Annotated in this window: 3 protein-coding genes; all 3 read left to right on the top strand. The window is 66.2% G+C overall.

The features are described from left to right. The first annotated feature begins 5 nt into the window (after positions 1–5). Positions 6–1052, top strand: coding sequence for a TauD/TfdA family dioxygenase (locus J3P88_RS13805; protein ID WP_434575907.1), 1047 nt, complete (start codon positions 6–8; stop codon positions 1050–1052). 111 nt (positions 1053–1163) lie between these two features. Continuing rightward, the gene (locus tag J3P88_RS13800) at positions 1164–4226 is read left to right on the top strand and encodes a non-ribosomal peptide synthetase (protein ID WP_434575905.1); all 3063 of its coding nucleotides are present in this window, start codon (positions 1164–1166) and stop codon (positions 4224–4226) included. Between the two features lie 58 nt (positions 4227–4284). Then, positions 4285–18231 carry a non-ribosomal peptide synthase/polyketide synthase gene (locus tag J3P88_RS13795; protein WP_434575903.1) on the top strand — a complete coding sequence of 4649 codons (13947 nt, stop codon included), beginning with the start codon at positions 4285–4287 and terminating at the stop codon, positions 18229–18231. The last annotated feature ends 15 nt before the right edge of the window (positions 18232–18246 follow it).

The raw sequence follows: 18246 nt of genomic DNA, 5'->3' as shown, positions 1-18246 counted from the left end.
CTGTTATGTCTATCGTGCCCCCATCGCCCCGCGCCCTTGGCGCCGTGCGTCGCAAAGCCATGAACGTCTCGGAACAACAATTGGTCACCGAGCGCCTGCTCAGCCCCGATCACGCCCTGCCCCTGGTGATCGAGCCCGCAGTCAGTGGCGTCGACCTGGTGGCCTGGGCCGCCCGGGAACGCGAGTCGCTGGAAAAGAAGCTGCTGGAATACGGCGCCCTGCTGTTCCGTGGTTTCAACGTCGCGTCCGTCGAGCAGTTCGACCAGGTGATCGCCGCCCTTTCCCCCGGGGCGCTGGAATACATGTTCCGCGCCTCGCCCCGGACTCGGGTTGGCGGCAACATCTACACCTCGACCGACTACCCGGCCGACCAGATGATTTTCCCCCACAACGAACACTCCTACTCTCCACGCTTCCCGCTGCGGCTGTTCTTCTACTGCCAATTGCCGTCCGAGACCGGCGGTGAAACGCCCATCGGCTCGACCCGTGCCGTGAAAGCCAGGATCAGCCCGCAGATCGAAGCGCGGTTCCGGGAAAAAGGCGTGCTGTACGTGCGCAACTATGGCGACGGTTTCGGCCTGCCATGGCAGACCGTGTTCCAGTCCGAAGACCGCGGCGAAGTGGAAGCCTACTGCGCCAGCGTCGGCATCGAAGTGGAATGGAAAGACAACAATCGCCTGCGCACCCGCCAACGCGGACCGGCCGTGGTGCGCCATCCGCGCACCGGCGAAGAGGTCTGGTTCAACCACGCCACGTTCTTCCACATCAGCACCTTGCCCGGGCGAATCCGCGATTCGCTGCAAAGCAACTTCAACGACCTCGACCTGCCCACCAACACTTTTTATGGCGATGGCGAACCGATCGAGCCACAGGTCCTGGAGTCGCTACGCGCGGCCTACCTCGACTCGCTGGTGCGGTTCAGTTGGCAACAGGGGGACGTGTTGTTCATCGACAACATGCTCGCCGTGCACGGTCGCGAACCCTTCACTGGCAAGCGCGCCATCATGACCGGCATGGCTGAAGCCTTGCTGTCGAGCGACGTTGCCGTCTGACATTCAACGGGTCCACCCGTCGTTCGCAGGAGGCTTGCCCGACCTATGTCCAGCAAGCCCCGGCGTCGGTGCGGTGATCCAGGCTCAAGCCCTTTTCCAGTCGAGATGAACATGAGCGGACTTCAAGGTTTTCGTATTTCCCCGCAACAGGCATCGGTCTACCCCCACATCAACGGCGCGACGCAGCACCCATTCAGTTGCCATTTGCAATGGTCGCTGTCGCAACCGCTGGACGTCGATACGCTGAACAACCGCCTACAGGCGCTGGTGGACGGCAGCGAAATCCTGCGCACGCGCCTGATGCCCGTGCCTGGCCTGCGCCATCCGGTGCAGGTGATCGACGAAACCGCTGTGCTGGCGGTGAGCGTCCAGGACCTGCGCCAACACAGCCGCGCCGACCAGGACGCCGCCCTGGCTCAATTCGCCAGCCAGCCTCGCGACTGGACAAGCCCTTTGTGCGTGACCTTGGTGCGTCTGGACGATGAACAATCGGTCCTGGACCTGGCCGCGGCCAGCACCCATTTCGACCTCGCCAGCCTGAAATGGCTGGCCGCCGCATTGCTGCATGACACCGCCACGGACCTGGCCGACACCTTGCAGTACGCCGACTACGCCGAGTGGCGCTGGAGCCTGGTTGAAGACGCGCCGGACCATCCGGGCGTGAGCTTCTGGCAACCCTCGGGCGAAACCGAACAGGCCACCTTGCAACTGCCCCTCGAAACGACCCTCGAAGGCGGCTTCGCGCCGACCCGATTGGACCTGACACTGCCGACCGACCTCGCTCGCCACCCAGCCCTGACCCCGGATTTGCTGCTGGCGGCATGGGCCGCGGTACTGGGACGATTGGCCGGCCAGCAACAGGTGCCACTCACCCTGATCCACGAAAGTCGCGGTGCGGAACTGGAAAACACCCTGGGCCTGTTCGAGCAGTGCCTGCCCGTGAGCATCGAACTGGACGCCCAGGCGACCTTGTTGGAGCAAAGCACGCAAGTGGCCGCCACCCTGGAACGGGCGGTTGGCTGGCAGGACTACTACACCGGCACCCTCAACGGCGGATACGCCTTTGCCTGGCGCTCGGGCGATGCCCAGGAGCGTCATGCCAGCGCGGTGATGAACCCGCTGAAAGCGTGCCTGAACGTGCGCCAATTGCCCGATAGCCTGCACGCGCAACTGGTCTACGACCGCCATGCCCTCAGCGCCGAAGCCGCCGGCTGCCTCGCCGAGCAATGGCTGCAACTGTTGCAAGGCGCACTGGCCGAACCGCAACGGACCTGGGCGCAGTTGCCCCTCGGTGGTGCGCTGCAATCCCGGTTGATCGGCACCGGCGCGGACGTGCCGTCCATCGAACCGGTGACACTGGTGGAATTGATTGCCCGCCAGGTTCGCCAGCAACCGAACGCCATCGCCCTGAGCGACCAGCACGGTGACCTCAGCTACAGCCGCCTCGACGCCTGCGCCACGCAATTGGCCCATCGACTGGTCGCCGCCGGCATCGGCCCTGGGGTGCCGGTCGGCATCCTGTTCGCCCGCGGCAACGCCGCCATTGTCGCCATGCTCGCCGTCCTGAAAGCCGGTGGCGCCTACGTCCCCGTCGACCCGACCTACCCGGCCGAGCGCCGCGCCTACATGCTCGCCGACAGCGCCATCGCCCACATCGTGGTCAGCGCCGAACTGGCCGACAGCGTGCCGACCGACCTGCAACGCTTCGTGCTGGATGACCTGGCAACACCCGACCTCGGCGATTTGCCGGCGCTACCGTTGCCGGGCGCGAACGACCTCGCCTACTTGATCTACACCTCCGGCTCCACCGGTGCGCCGAAAGCCGTGGAAATCAGTCACGGCGCACTGAGCTTCTCGACCCAGGTGCGCATGGCGGCCTATGAGACGCCGGTACGCGCCTACCTGCTGCTGTCGTCGTTTGCCTTCGACAGTTCGGTCGCCGGGATTTTCTGGACCCTGGCCCAAGGCGGGCGCCTGGTATTGCCCGCCCCGGGTGAAGAGCTGGAAATGGCCCGCCTGGCGCAATTGATTGCCCAGCATCAGGTCAGCCACGGCCTGTCATTGCCATCGCTGTACCAGGCCCTGCTCGATCAATTGCAACGCAGCGGCGCAACCGACAGCCTCGCCTGCTGGATCGTCGCCGGAGAGGCCTGCCCGCCGTCGCTGATCGCGCAACACAGCAAGACCCTGCCCCATGCACGGCTGGTGAACGAATACGGCCCCACCGAAGCCACCGTCTGGGCCACCTATGAGGTGTTGGAGCCAGGCCGGAACGTCAGCATCGGCCGCCCCATCGCCGGCATGGACCTGCGCCTGCTGAACGAATTCGACAGCGCCTGCGGCATCGGCGAGCCGGGAGAAATCGTCCTCGCCGGCCCAACCCTGGCCCGCGGCTACCGCAACAAGCCCGAAGAAACCGCCAAGGCCTTCGTCACCCTGGCCGACGGCACCCGAGCCTATCGCACGGGTGACTTGGCGTGCTGGTTGGCCGACGGGCGCCTGGCCTTCCTCGGGCGCAAGGACCATCAGGTCAAGGTGCGCGGCTACCGCATCGAGCTGGGGGAAATCGAACGCCAGTTGTGCAGCCACAGCGACGTGCGCGAAGCCGCGGTGATCGTCCAGGAACAGGCCGCTGGCAAGCGCCTGCTCGCCTACATCCTCGCCGCCCACGGCTACGCACCGGACTCGGAGGCGATCAAGCGCTTCCTCGGCGAACGCCTGCCGTCGTACATGGTGCCGGCCCTGGTGCTGACCCTGCCGAGCTTTCCGCGCACACCCAACGGCAAGCTCGACACACGCCAGTTGCCCGACCCGGAGCAGTTCGACGAAAGCGCCCACGTGGCGCCGCGCAACGCCATGGAAACCACTTTGCAAGCCATCGTCGCCAAGGTCTTGAAGCTCTCGACGGTGAGCGTCACCGACAACTTCTTCGCCATCGGCGGCGACTCGATCCTGAGCCTGCAAGTGGTGGCCCAAGCCCACGAGCAAGGCATCGCGCTGTCGGCCAAGCAAGTTTTCGAACGCCAGACCATCGCCGCCATGGCCGAGGTCGCGCAAGCGCTGGACCCGAGCGCCGCCGAGCCGGACGCCGACAGCACCGAATTCAGCGCCTCGGGCCTGTCCGATGACGAAATGCAAGCGTTGATGGCCGAACTGGACGAGGCCGACCTGTGAACGGCTCTTCACCTCGCCAAGCCATCACCGTTGCCCCTTTTTACGCAGGACGCTTTCAATGACCACCGAAAAAACCACCGGCAACCCGATCGAAGACATTTACCCGCTGTCGCCGCTGCAACAAGGGATGCTGTTCCACTCCCTGTTGCACGAAGACTCCGGGGTGTACCTGATGCAGGATCGCTACCGCATCGGCGGGGCCATCGATGAAGGGGCGTTCCTCGAATCGTGGCGCCAGGTGGTGGCGCTGCACCCTTCCCTGCGCGCCAGTTTCCAGTGGAAAAGCCAGAAGCAACCGGTGCAGGTCATCCATCGCCAGGTCAAGGTGCCGCTGGACACCCTCGATCTGCGCGGGCTCGCCCCCCATGAACAGGAAGCGCGGATTCGCACGCTGCTGGAAGACGAGCAGAAAGTCGGCTTCAACCTGTCCAAGCCACCGCTGATTCGCTTCCGGCTGGTGCGCCTGGCCGACGAGTCCTACGAATTCATTCGCAGCTTCCACCACATCCTGATGGACGCCTGGTGCATTTCCCTGGTGACCGTGGACTTCCTCAAAGTCTACGAAGCGCTGTGCAACGACCGCACGCCCGAGCTGAAAAGCCCTCGGCCGTTTCGCGACTACATCCAATGGCTGCAGCGCCAGGACGCGGGCAAGGCCGAGCAATTCTGGCGCGGCCAGTTGCAAGGCCTCAACGCGCCCACGCCACTGACCGTGGACAACGGCGTGACCCGCGACCGCTACACCGATGCGGTGCTGGTGGACGACCAACTGATTCACCTCGACGAACAGGAAACCCAGGCGCTGGCAGCGTTCTGCCGCAGTCGCCGGATCACCCCGAACACGTTTTTCCAGGGTGTGTGGTCGTTGCTGCTGTCGCGCTACAGCGGGCAACAGGACGTGGTCTTCGGCGTCACCGTGGCCGGGCGTCCGGCCGACCTGACAGGCGTCGCGGAAATGATCGGCCTGTTCATCAATACCCTGCCGCTGCGGGTTTCGGTGGACCCGAACGCCGCGCTCGGCAACTGGCTGGGCGACCTGCAAAAACTCAACGTCGACATGCGCGACTTCGAGCACACGCCGTTGACCGACATCCAGGGTTGGAGCGATTTCCCCCGGGGCGAGACCCTGTTCGACAGCATCCTGGTGTTCGAGAACGCGCCCATCGACGAACAGATCCTCGAAGGCGGCTTCCAGTTCAGCCTCGAAGGCATGGACCACAGCGTGCACACCCACTACGGCTTGACCGTGGTGATCCTGCCGGGCGAACAACTGGGCATCCGCGTGTCCTATGACCGCGAACGTTTCGACGCCGCCACCGTGCAGCGCCTGCTGGGCCACATCGCCAGCCTCGTGCGCAGCATGCTCGCCGCCCCAGACGCGCCGTTGGCCAGCTTCGAACTGCTGGCCGCCGACGAGCGTCAACAGTTGCTCGGCGAGTGGGCGCTCAACCCTCACGATTTTCCGCTGGATCAAAGCTACGCCGAGCTGTTTGCCGCCCAGGTCGCCCAGCGCGGTGATCAGGTCGCCGCGATCTGTGCCGGCGAGTCGCTGAACTACGCCGAGCTGGACCTGCGCTCCACGCGCTTGGCCCATGCCCTGCGCGAGGCCGGCGCCGGTGAGGACCAACTGGTCGCGCTGGTCGCCCCCCGTGGCCTGGCGCTGTTGACCATGATGCTGGCGGTGTTCAAGGCCGGCGCGGCGATGCTGCCCCTCGAGGTCAATCATCCGCCCGAGCGCCTGCGGGAAATCCTCGGGCTGTCCCGCGCACCGTTGCTGGTTGCCAGCGAAGGGTGCAGCGGCCTGCTCGATCAACTGCTCAGCGGCCTCGACCCGGCGCCCAAGGCACTGTTCGCCGAGGCCTGCTGGACCGGCGGCAACGACGCGCCATTGCCGGCGCTCGCCCGCCCCGACAGCTTGGCCTACGTGCTGTTCACCTCGGGTTCGACCGGCACACCGAAGGGCGTGATGATCGAACAGCGCGGCATGCTCAACAACATCTTTGGCAAAGTACCGGCCCTGGGGCTCAGCGCCGCCGACCGGATTCCCCAGACCGCGTCGGTGGCGTTCGACATTTCGGTGTGGCAGTTCCTCGCCGCGCCGGTGCTCGGTGCCACCGTGCACATTCTTCCGGATGAAGTCGCCCACGACCCGCAACGCCTGTTGCAGGTGCTCGCCAGCGAGCGCCTGAACGTGTTGGAAATCGTCCCGAGCCTGATGCGCACCCTGCTCGCGCTGTGCCCGTGCGATTTGCAATTGCCGGACCTGCGCTGGGTATTGCCCACCGGTGAAGCCCTGCCGCCAACCGTGGCCCGGGACTGGTTCGCGCGCTTCCCCGACATCGCCTTGATGAACGCCTACGGGCCGGCCGAATGCGCCGACGACGTGGCCTTCCAGCCGATCTTCGCAGCACCGGGGGCCGAGGTCAGCCACATGCCCATCGGCCAACCGACCGCCAACAACCGCCTGTATGTGCTGGACGAAGCCCTGCGCCCGGTGCCGGTGGGCGTGGCCGGGGAAATCTGCGTCGGTGGCGTCGGCGTTGGCCGCGGCTACCTGCACGACCCGCAGCGCACCGCTGAGGCCTTCATCAACCATCCTCGACTCGAAGGTCGCCTGTACCGCACCGGCGACCTGGGACGCTGGCGAGCAGACGGCGTGATCGAGTACCTCGGCCGCCGCGACCAACAGGTGAAACTGCGTGGGCACCGGATCGAGCTGACGGAAATCGAACACCGTCTCGCCCAGCATTCGAACGTGCGCGAAGCCGCCGTCCTGCTGCGGGAAAACACCGTCGGCGAAGCCTGGCTGGTGGCGTACTGGTCGGCCCATGGCCAGAACGTGGGCAGTGATGGCCTGAGCGAACACTTGCGAGCGCAACTGCCGCCGTACATGGTGCCGGCGGCCTTCGTCTGCCTGGACAAACTGCCCCTGAACAATAACGGCAAGGTCGATCGCAAGGCCCTCGCCGCCCGCGAGCTGGACTGGCAGGCCGACACCCAGCAGAGCATCGCCCCGCGCAACGCGCTGGAAACCGCCGTGGCATCCATCTGGGCCGAGGTCCTGGGGCGTGACACGGTGGGCGTGGAAGATAACTTCTTCACCCTCGGCGGACACTCGCTGCTGGCGACCCAGATCGTTGCCCGCCTGCGCACTCAGTTCAAGCTCGACCTGCCGTTGCGGGTGTTGTTCGAACAGCCAACCGTGGCCTTGCTGGCCGAGGCCATCGGCGCCCGCCAGGCCGAGGCCGACGCACCGCAAACCAACGCGCTGAGCCTGCTCAAGGCCCAACCACGCCCGCCGTTGCTGCCGCTATCGTTCTCCCAACAGCGCCTGTGGTTCATCGAACAACTGACACCCGGCACCACCCTGTTCAACATCCCGTTCGCCCTGCACCTCAAGGGTGAACTCAATGTCGAGGCGCTGCACGCCAGCCTCAACGATCTGCTGGCGCGCCACGAAATCCTGCGCACGGGCATCCACAGCAACGACGGCGTACCCTGCCAACGCATCAGCCCGGCGCTGGACATCGCGCTGCCCTTCGAAGACTTGTCGGGCCTGACCGCCACCGCGCGCGAAGGCGCGCAGTTCAATGCCCTGCAAGACACCTTCGAGCAACCGTTCGACCTGACCTGCCCTCCGCTGCTACGGGCACGCTTGCTGCGCCTGGCGCCGGGCGAGCACGTGCTCGGCATCGCCCTGCATCACCTGGTCTCGGACGCGTGGTCGGCCACCATCGCCCTGCGCGAACTGGCCCTGGGTTATGAAGCCCGTTGCAACGGCGCCCCCGCCGAACTGCCGGCCTTGCCACTGCAATACGCCGACTTCGCCCTGTGGCAGCGCGAGCACCTGCAAGGCGCCGAACTCAAGCGCCAGCTCGATTACTGGACCACCGCCCTCGACCGACGCGACAGCGATGCCAGCCCATTGCTGGCACTGCCCACCGATCATCCACGGCCCTCGGTGCAAAGCTACCGCGCCGGGATTGTCCAGCGTGAACTCAGCGCCGACCTCAGTGGCCGGGTGCAAGCTTTCGCCAGTGGCCTCGGCACCACGCCGTTCACCGTCCTCTTCGCCGGTTTTGCCGTGCTGATGCACCGCTTGAGCGGCGACGCCACGGTGCTGGTCGGCACCCCGGTCACCCACCGTGAACAGCCGGGCACCGAAGGCTTGCTGGGCATCCTGTTGAACAACCTGGCGATCCGCGCGGACTTCGAGCCGCAAGCGGACTTCAGCGCCTTGGTCAAACAAGTGGCCGAACGCCTGCGCAGTGGCCTTCAGCATCAGGACCTGCCGTTCGAGCAATTGGTGGACAGCCTGCAATTGCCACGCAGCCTCAGCCATGCGCCGCTGTACCAGGTAATGGTCGCCCAGCAACTGGCCATGGAGTCGCGGTTGCGCTTCCCCGGCCTGGAATTCGAAGCGCTGGACACACCGCTGCGACACTCCGAATGCGACTTGGACCTGCACGTGCTGTGCCCGGCCAATGCGCCGATCCAACTGGAACTGATGTTCGCACTCGATCTGTTCGTCGTAGACAGTGCTCGCCAGACCCTCGCCCGCCTGGAACACCTGCTCGAACACATGCTCGCCGAACCCCAGCGTCCGGTCGCCGCCTTGCCGCTGCTGATGGACACGGAATGGCAACGCACCGTGGTCGAGTGGAACCGTACCGAAATGGCGGTGCCGACGCACCTGACCTTCGCCCAGTTGTTCGAACAACAGGCCGAGCGCACCCCGGAGCGAGACGCGCTGTGTTTCGAAGGCCGCAGCCTGAGCTACGGCGAATTGAACCGTCGCGCCAACCAAGTGGCGCATTACCTGCGCAGCCGCGGCGTCGGGGCGAACAGCCCGGTGGCACTGTGTGTCGAGCGTTCGCTGGAGCTGCTGGTCGGCCTGCTGGGCATCCTCAAGTCCGGTGGCGCCTATGTGCCGCTGGACCCGACCTACCCGGTGGATCGCCTGGCGTACATGCTCGAAGACGCCCGACCGGCGCTGTTCCTCGGCCAGCAGGGCCTGCTGGAACAGCTGGGGGCCGAACTGCCACGCTTGCGCCTGGACAGCGACGCGGCGCTGTTCGCCGACCAGCCGGACAGCAACCCCGCCCCGCTCGCCGGCCCGCAAGACCTGGCCTACATCATGTACACCTCCGGTTCGACCGGTAAACCCAAGGGCACCCTGGTGACCAACGGCTCGGTGGTCAACCTGGCCTGGGCACGTATCCATGGCTTGTATCGCCGCTACACCGACCAGCCGATGCGCACCAGCTTCAACTACTCGTTCGCCTTCGACAGCTCGGTGGCCGAACTGATCCTGTTGCTCGACGGCCACAGCCTGTACCTGACGCCGGAAGACGTGCGCTACGACCCCGAGGCCCTGGCCGGTTTCTTCCGCGACACCCGCCTGGAGGCCTTCGAGTGCACCCCGGCACAGCTCAAGGCGCTGTTGGAAAGCGACGGCGTTCGCCGGGGCGAGGTGTACCTGCCGCGCTTCGTACTGTTCGGTGGCGACGCGGTGGACGCACAGTTGTGGCAACGCCTGCCGTCGATTGCCGGCAGCCGCTTCTTCAACACCTATGGCCCGACCGAATGCACCGTGGATGCCACCGGCTGCGCGGTGGATGACTTCCCGCAGCGGCCGATCATCGGCCGGCCCATCGCCAACGTGCGCACCTATGTGCTGGATGCCTTCCTCAATCCGATGCCGGTGGGCGTCCCGGGAGAACTGCACATCGGCGGTGCCGGCGTCACCCTGGGCTACCTCAACCGCGCCGAGCAGACGGCGAAGGTGTTCATCGAAGACCCGTTCTCATCGCAGCCAGGCGCGCGGATGTACAAGTCCGGCGACCTGGTGCGCTGGTTGCCCGACGGCCAGCTCGAATACCTGGGACGCATGGATCATCAAGTGAAGATCCGTGGCTTCCGCGTCGAACTGGGGGAAATCGAAACCCTGATCGGCGCCCAACCGGGCGTGCGCCAGGCCGTGGTGCTGGCCCGTGAAGACGTGCCTGGCGACAAGCGCCTGGTGGCCTACGTGACGTGCGACCAGCAGGCCGACATCCACGCCTGGCGCAAAACCATTGGCGCCGCCCTGCCCGACTACATGGTGCCCTCGGCGTTCGTGGTGCTCGATGAGCTGCCGTTGACGGACAACGGCAAACTCAACCGCAAGGCCTTGCCGGCCCCGGATATCCAAGCCGCGCCAGACGCCCTGGACCCGCCGCGCAGCGCCGCCGAACAACAACTGGCGGCCCTGTGGGCCGAGTTGCTGAACGTGCCGACGACGCAGATCGGCCGTGACAGCCACTTCTTCTACCTCGGTGGCCACTCGCTGCTGGCGGCGGCGCTGTTCGCCCGCCTGCGCCAACGCTTCGCCAGCGTGCCGCCGTTGCGGGCGGTGTTCGAGCACCCGACCCTCGAGGCCTTGGCCGCGCTGCTGGGCGATCCCCTGCAAGCCCCGGCGGCGACCTTCGTCCCGGCGGTTCGTCCGGCGCGCCTGCCGCTGTCGTTCGAACAGCAACGCTTGTGGTTCCTGGAACAACTGAGCGCCGGCGGTGGCGAGTACAACGTGGTCAGCGCCGTGCAACTGGACGGCGAACTCAATGCCCAGGCCCTGCAAACGGCCTTGAACAGCGTGGTCCAACGCCACGAGATCCTGCGCAGTCGCATCGTGCGCGATAGCGACGGCGAATTGCAGTTGGCGATCGACGCGCAGGTTGACATCACCGTGCAGGTGAAGACCCTGCAGGCCGCCAGTGACGAGCAATGGCAGGCACTGACCGACGCGGCGATTCACGCAGAAACCGGCCGCCGTTTCGACCTCGCCGCCGAAGTACTGATCCGGGCCACGTTGCTGCAACGCAGCGGCGGCGCCCAGTCGTTGCTGTTGCTCAGCGTGCACCACTGCGCCACCGATGACGCCTCCAGCCAGAACCTGCTGGAGGAACTGCGTCAGTTCTATACCGCACAGTGCCAAGGCTCCCTGGCGACACTGCCGGCGCTGGCGTTGCAATACCCCGATTACGCCCTCTGGCAGCGCGAACCCGGTCAACAGACCGCGTTCAGCAGCCAACTGGACTACTGGCGCAACCAACTGGAAGACGGCGACTACCTGCTGGACCTGCCGACCGCACAGGGCCGTCCAAACCAGCTCGACCCGACGGCCGGCGCGGTGCAATTGCAATTGCCGCCCGCCCTGGTGGAACGCCTGCGGCAGTTCGCCCAGCAACGCGGGGCCACGCTGTACATGCTCATGCTCAGTGCCGCGCAATTGCTCCTGGGCCGCTATGCCAACCAACGCGACGTGCGGGTCGGTAGCCCGGTGGCCCAGCGCCCATTCGCCGAGCTGCAGCCGTTGATCGGCTGCTTCGTCAACACCGTGGTCATGCGTGCCGACCTGGATCCGGCGCTGGACTTCACAGGCTTGCTCGACCACGTGCGCAACCGTGTGCTGGATGCCCAACAGCATCAGGACGTGCCGTTCGACCAGGTCGTCGAGCATTTGAAACCGTCGCGCAGCCTCGGCCAGACGCCGCTGTTCCAAGTACTGTTCGCCATGCAGAACGCCGACGTATCGAGTCAACCATGGCCCCGCTTGCAAGTCAGCGAACGCGCCGTGACCGCCCAGGCCACCAAGTACGACCTGAACTGGGAAGTACACGACGGCGAGGTGCTGTCGGTGTTGCTGGAATACCGCGCCGCGCTGTTCAGCGACACCACGGCCCGGCGTTGGCTGGAACAGTGGCAACAACTGCTGGAAACCATGCTCGACGCGCCACACACCCGCCTCGGTGATTGGACGCCGTTGCCAGCGGCCGAGCGTCAGCGCCAACTGATCGAGTGGAACGCCACCGAACGTCACTACAGCGGCCCAACCAACCTGCACACCGCCCTGAGCCAGCAAGCAGCCCTGAGCCCCAACGCCCCGGCATTGGTGTTCGAAGGCCAGCGTTTGAGCTATGCCGAACTGGACCAGCGGGCGCACACCGTCGCCCGGGCCCTGCGCGCCGCCGGCGTGGGCAGCGACAGCATCGTGCCGCTGTGCATGGATCGCTCGGTGGAGATGGTCGTGGCCTTGCTCGGCATCGTCCATGCCGGCGCCGCATGGCTGCCGCTGGATCCGGAGTTGCCGGCCACGCGCCTGGCCTTCCTGATTGAGGACGCCGACGCCAAGGTCACCTTGACCCAAGCCCAGTGGATGCAGCGCCTGCCAGCCGGGCATCAGGCCTGGACGCTGGATGCGTTGCCAGACGCTGAAGCCTTCGAACCGATCAGCGTCGAAGCCAACGACTTGGCCTACGTGCTCTACACCTCCGGCTCCACCGGCCAACCCAAAGGCGTGATGAACGAACACGGCGCCTTGATGAACCGCCTGCACTGGATGCAGGACGCCTTCCCGATTGGCCCGAACGACCGCGTCTTGCAGAAAACCCCGTACAGCTTCGACGTGTCGGTGTGGGAGTTCTTCTGGCCGCTGATCACTGGCGCGACCCTGGTGGTTGCCCGTCCGGACGGTCATCGCGACCCGGCCTACCTCAGCCAGTTGATCCAGCAGGAACGGGTCACGACGCTGCACTTCGTACCGTCCATGCTCCGTGCGTTTGTCGAGGAGCCGAGCCTGGTCGATTGCCACAGCCTGCGCCAGGTCTTCGCCAGTGGCGAAGCCTTGCCGGTGGACCTGGTGCGGCGCTTCATGGGCCAACACCCGGCGGCGCTGGTCAACCTGTACGGCCCGACCGAAGCGGCCATCGACGTCTCGGTCTGGCGTTGCTCGGCGGACGATGTGATCGTGCCGATCGGCAAGCCCATCGCCAACCTGCGCTTGTACATCCTCGACGAAGCCCTGCAACCGTTGCCGATTGGCAGCATCGGCGAGCTGTACATCGGCGGCGTCGGCGTGGCCCGTGGCTACTTGAAACGCCCGGACCTGACCGAAGAACGCTTCCTCGCCAGCCCATTCGTGGCCGGTGATCGACTGTACCGCACCGGCGACCGTTGCCGCTTCCTGGCCGATGGCAACATCGAGTACCTGGGGCGTCTCGACCATCAGGTGAAGCTGCGCGGTCAACGCATCGAATTGGGTGAAATCGACGCGGCGCTGCTGGCCCAGGCCGGTGTTCGCGACGCCGCCACCTTGTTGCTCGACCAACGCCTGGTGAGTTTCTGGTGCGGTGACGCCGATGAGGCGACCCTGCGTGCCGACTTGGGCGACAGCCTGCCCGTGCACATGCAACCCAGCCTGTTCGTGCAGCTCGACTGCCTGCCACTCAACAGCAACGGCAAGCTCGACCGCAAGGCCCTGGCCGCCACGCCGCTGCCACACAGCCAAAGCGACCAGCCACGCACCGCGCCACGGGACGGGACTGAAACCGTGCTTTGCGAACTGTTCAGCGAAGTGCTGGGTGGTTCGGAAGTCGGCATCGAGGACAACTTTTTCCAACTCGGCGGCCACTCCTTGCTGGCCACCCGCCTGGTCAGTCGGGTGCGTGAGCGCCTGGGGGTCTCCCTGCCCTTGCCGCTGGTGTTCGCCCAACCGACGGTCGCGGCCTTGGCCGAGCACCTGCGCACGGCCATGCCCGGTGAGTCGATCACCGCGCAACCGCGCCCGGCGCACTTGCCCCTGGGCCTGGCCCAGCGCCGCTTCTGGATGCTCAGCCGCCTGGTTCCGGAGTCCCGCGAGTACCACATGCCATTCGCCCTGAGCTTGCGCGGCGAGCTGCAGGTCCAGGTCTTGCGTGAAGCTTTTGAGCAGGTCAGCCAACGCCACCTGGTGCTGCGCAGCCGGATTGTCGAGGTCGACGGCGAGCCGCAATTGCTGATCGACAACCACGGCCCGGCGCTTACGGTCACTGGCGTTGCAAGCCAGGACTGGGCCGCGACCTGCGCCAACGCCCAAGACGAACTGATGACACCGTTCGACCTGGCCGCCGCCGCGCCTTGGCGTGCGCATCTGCTGCAACGCCAGGGCAGCGACGAACACCTGTTGCTGGTGTGCCTGCACCACAGCGCCACCGACGGTTGGGCCATGCAGTTGCTCATCGACGAGCTGACCCAGGCCTACGCCGCCGGCCTGAACGGGCACTCGCCCACCTGGACCCCGCTGGAGATCGACTATGTCGATTTCGCCCTGTGGCAACAGCACCCGGACACCCAGGCCCGGCGCAGTGCCAGCCTCGACTACTGGAAAAACCACCTGGGCCAGGACAACTATCAGCTCGACCTGCCCATCGACCATCCACGTGGCGCCGAAGCCGATCGTCGCGCCCGGCAACTGACTGTCCGCCTCGGCAGCCAGCGCGCCGAAGCCATCCGACAGTTCGCCCGCCAGCGTGGCACAACCACCTATGTGGTGTTGGCCACGGCCCTGAGCGCACTGCTGGCCCGCTACAGCGGCCAGCGGGAGATTCGCCTTGGCACCCCGGCGGACCAGCGTGACCACGCCCAGACCCAGACCTTGCTGGCGTGCCTGGTCAACACCCTGGTGATCCGCAGCGACGTCGACCAACGGGCCCCGGCCGAGCAACTGCTCGCCAGCCTCGAGGCCGACCTGCGCGCCGCCCAGGCCCACGCCGACCTGCCCTTCGCCACCCTGGTCGGCGCCATTGCGCAGAATCGCGACTTGAACCGTACGCCGCTGTTCCAGGTGCTGTTCTCCCTCAACTACGGCCGGGTCGACAGCAGCCAGTGGCCAGGGCTGAACGTCGAAGAGCAGATGTTGCCGGTGATCGACGCCAAATTCGAACAGAGCTGGGAAGTCCAGGACGACGGCAGCGACATGACGCTGGCGCTGGAATACCAATCGGCCTTGTACGACGAAGCGACGATGCAACGCTGGAGCGCGCAATGGTGCGCGCTGCTCGACGCCTTGGTGGCCGCCCCTGGGCGCAACCTGGTCGAGCTGTTCCCGCAACAGCAGGACCAGCAGCAACTCGACCGCTGGAACGCCACCGAACGTCACTACAGCGGCCCGAGCAACCTGCACACCGCCCTGAGCCAGCAAGCGGCCCTGAGCCCCAACGCCCCGGCGCTGGTGTTCGAAGGCCAGCGTTTGAGCTATGCCGAACTGGACCAGCGGGCGCACACCGTCGCCCGGGCCCTGCGCGCCGCCGGCGTGGGCAGCGACAGCATCGTGCCGCTGTGCATGGATCGCTCGGTGGAGATGGTCGTGGCCTTGCTCGGCATCGTCCATGCCGGCGCCGCATGGCTGCCGCTGGATCCGGAGTTGCCGGCCACGCGCCTGGCCTTCCTGATTGAGGACGCCGACGCCAAGGTCACCTTGACCCAAGCCCAGTGGATGCAGCGCCTGCCAGCCGGGCATCAGGCCTGGACGCTGGATGCGTTGCCAGACGCTGAAGCCTTCGAACCGATCAGCGTCGAAGCCAACGACTTGGCCTACGTGCTCTACACCTCCGGCTCCACCGGCCAACCCAAAGGCGTGATGAACGAACACGGCGCCTTGATGAACCGCCTGCACTGGATGCAGGACGCCTTCCCGATTGGCCCGAACGACCGCGTGCTGCAAAAGACCCCGTACAGCTTCGACGTCTCGGTGTGGGAGTTCTTCTGGCCATTGATCACCGGCGCGACCTTGGTGGTTGCCCGTCCGGACGGTCATCGCGACCCGGCCTACCTCAGCCAGTTGATCCAGCAGGAACGGGTCACGACGCTGCACTTCGTACCTTCCATGCTGCGTGCGTTTGTCGAGGAGCCGAGCCTGGTCGATTGCCACAGCCTGCGCCAGGTCTTCGCCAGTGGCGAAGCCTTGCCGGTGGACCTGGTGCGGCGCTTCATGGGCCAACACCCGGCGGCGCTGGTCAACCTGTACGGCCCGACCGAAGCGGCCATCGACGTCTCGGTCTGGCGCTGCTCGGCGGACGATACGATCGTGCCGATCGGCAAGCCCATCGCCAACCTGCGCCTGTACATCCTCGACGAAGCCCTGCAACCGTTGCCGATTGGCAGCATCGGCGAGCTGTACATCGGGGGCGTCGGCGTAGCCCGTGGTTATCTGAAACGCCCGGACCTGACCGAAGAACGCTTCCTCGCCAGCCCATTCGTGGCCGGTGATCGGCTGTACCGCACCGGCGACCGTTGCCGCTTCCTGGCCGATGGCAACATCGAATACCTGGGGCGTCTCGACCACCAGGTAAAACTGCGCGGTCAACGCATCGAATTGGGTGAAATCGACTCAGCCCTGTTGAACCTGCCGGCCGTTACCGGCGCCTGCACCCTGGTCATCGACAACCGCCTGGTGGCGTTCTACAGCAGTACCACCGCGCAGTCGGACCTCGACACACAACTGGCGACCGAGCTGCCGGCCTACATGGTGCCAGCGGTGTGGGTGCACATCCCGGCCCTGCCCCTGAGCACCAACGGCAAGATCGACCGCAAGGTCCTGGCCGCCCTGCCCTTGCCCAACACCCAGAAAGACTACGCGGCACCGCGCAACGACCTGGAGCGCCTGCTCTGCCAGTTGTTCGGCGAACTGCTCGGCGAAACGTTGACCGGCGGTCGTGAAGTCGGCACCTCGGACAGTTTCTTCGCCCTGGGCGGTGACTCGATCCTCGGCCTGAAACTGATCTCACGCTTGCGTGAACAGGGCTATTCGCTCACGCCACGGGACCTGTTCCGTTCGCCGACCCCGGCGGCCCTGGCCCACGTGACCACGGCCCTGCTGACCCAGGCCGAACAAGGCGACGTGACCGGACCGATGCCGCTGATGCCGTTGCACCAGTGGTTCTTCGACCAGCAACAGGTCCAGGCCGCGCACTGGAACCAATCGGTGCTGGCCGACAGCGACCGTCGCCTGGAACCGGCCATCGTCCAAGCCACGCTGGACCGGCTGGTGGCCCACCACGACGCCCTGCGCCTGCGCTTCACCGAGGTCGACGGCCAATGGCAGGCGCACATCGCGCCAGTGGCGCCGGCCCAACTGACCTGCTGCCAGCAGCCGGAACAACTGCTGCAGGTCGCGCAAAGCCTGGACCTGCAGCACGGCCCACTGTTTGCCGCAGCCCTGCTGGAAGGCACGCCGCAGCGCCTGTACCTGGTGGCCCATCACCTGGTGGTCGATGCGGTGTCCTGGACGCCGCTGCTGGAAGACTTCCAACAGCTGTACGCGGCCCTGGAGCGCGGCGAGCAGCCGACGTTGCCGGCGAAAACCACCTCGTATCGTCAATGGGCCGAGCACCTGCAAGCCCATGCCACGAAGGCTGCCGGCGAGCATCGCTACTGGAGTGCCCAGGCCTCTGCGAACCGGCCACCCATGGCCACGGTCGCCGAGCGCCAGACCCTGTCGGCCCGCTGGGACGCCAGCCGCACGCACCAATGGCTGACCGAATCCCACGCGGCTTACCGCACGCAACCGGAAGAACTGCTGATCGCCGCCCTCGCCGCGACCCTGGCCGAGGTCGAACAGCGCAGTGACATCGTCGTGGACCTGGAGCGCCACGGGCGTGACGCACCGTTTACCGGGTTGGACGTCGGCCGCACCGTCGGCTGGTTCACCACCCTCTACCCGCTGCGCGTGAGCGCCAGCGGTGCCGCGGGCGATCAGGTGCGCAACGCCAAGCAAGCCTTGCGTGACGTCCCCGGCCTGGGCCTGGGCTACGGCTTGCTGCGCCAGCGCGGTGAGTTGCCGGCCAGCCACGGCGACGTGCTGTTCAACTACCTGGGGCATGAGCAAACGCCCGCGGGCTGGTTACGCGCCAGCGCCCTGACCCCGCCGCCGGACGTGGCCCCGGTGAACCGAGTGACCCATGCCCGGGAAGTGGTGGCCTGGCTGGAGGACGGCGTGTTGCGTGTCGAATGGCACAGCGTCACGCCGAACGCCGACAGCCATTTGCCCGCTCGCCTGCTAGAACGCTTGCAGGCGCTGGTCGAACACTGCCTCGACCCGCAGGCCGGTTCGCTGATGCCGGCGGATTTCCCGCTGGCCAAGGCGCTGAACCAGAAATCCCTGGACAAACTGCTGGGCAAGCTCAAGACCAAACCCAATTCCCAAAGCTAGCGAGCGCCGCCGCGC

The organism is Pseudomonas sp. Z3-6, assembly GCF_051131985.1.
In the GTDB taxonomy this organism is placed as follows: domain Bacteria; phylum Pseudomonadota; class Gammaproteobacteria; order Pseudomonadales; family Pseudomonadaceae; genus Aquipseudomonas; species Aquipseudomonas zanjanensis.
This window is presented reverse-complemented; position numbering and strand designations above follow the sequence as displayed.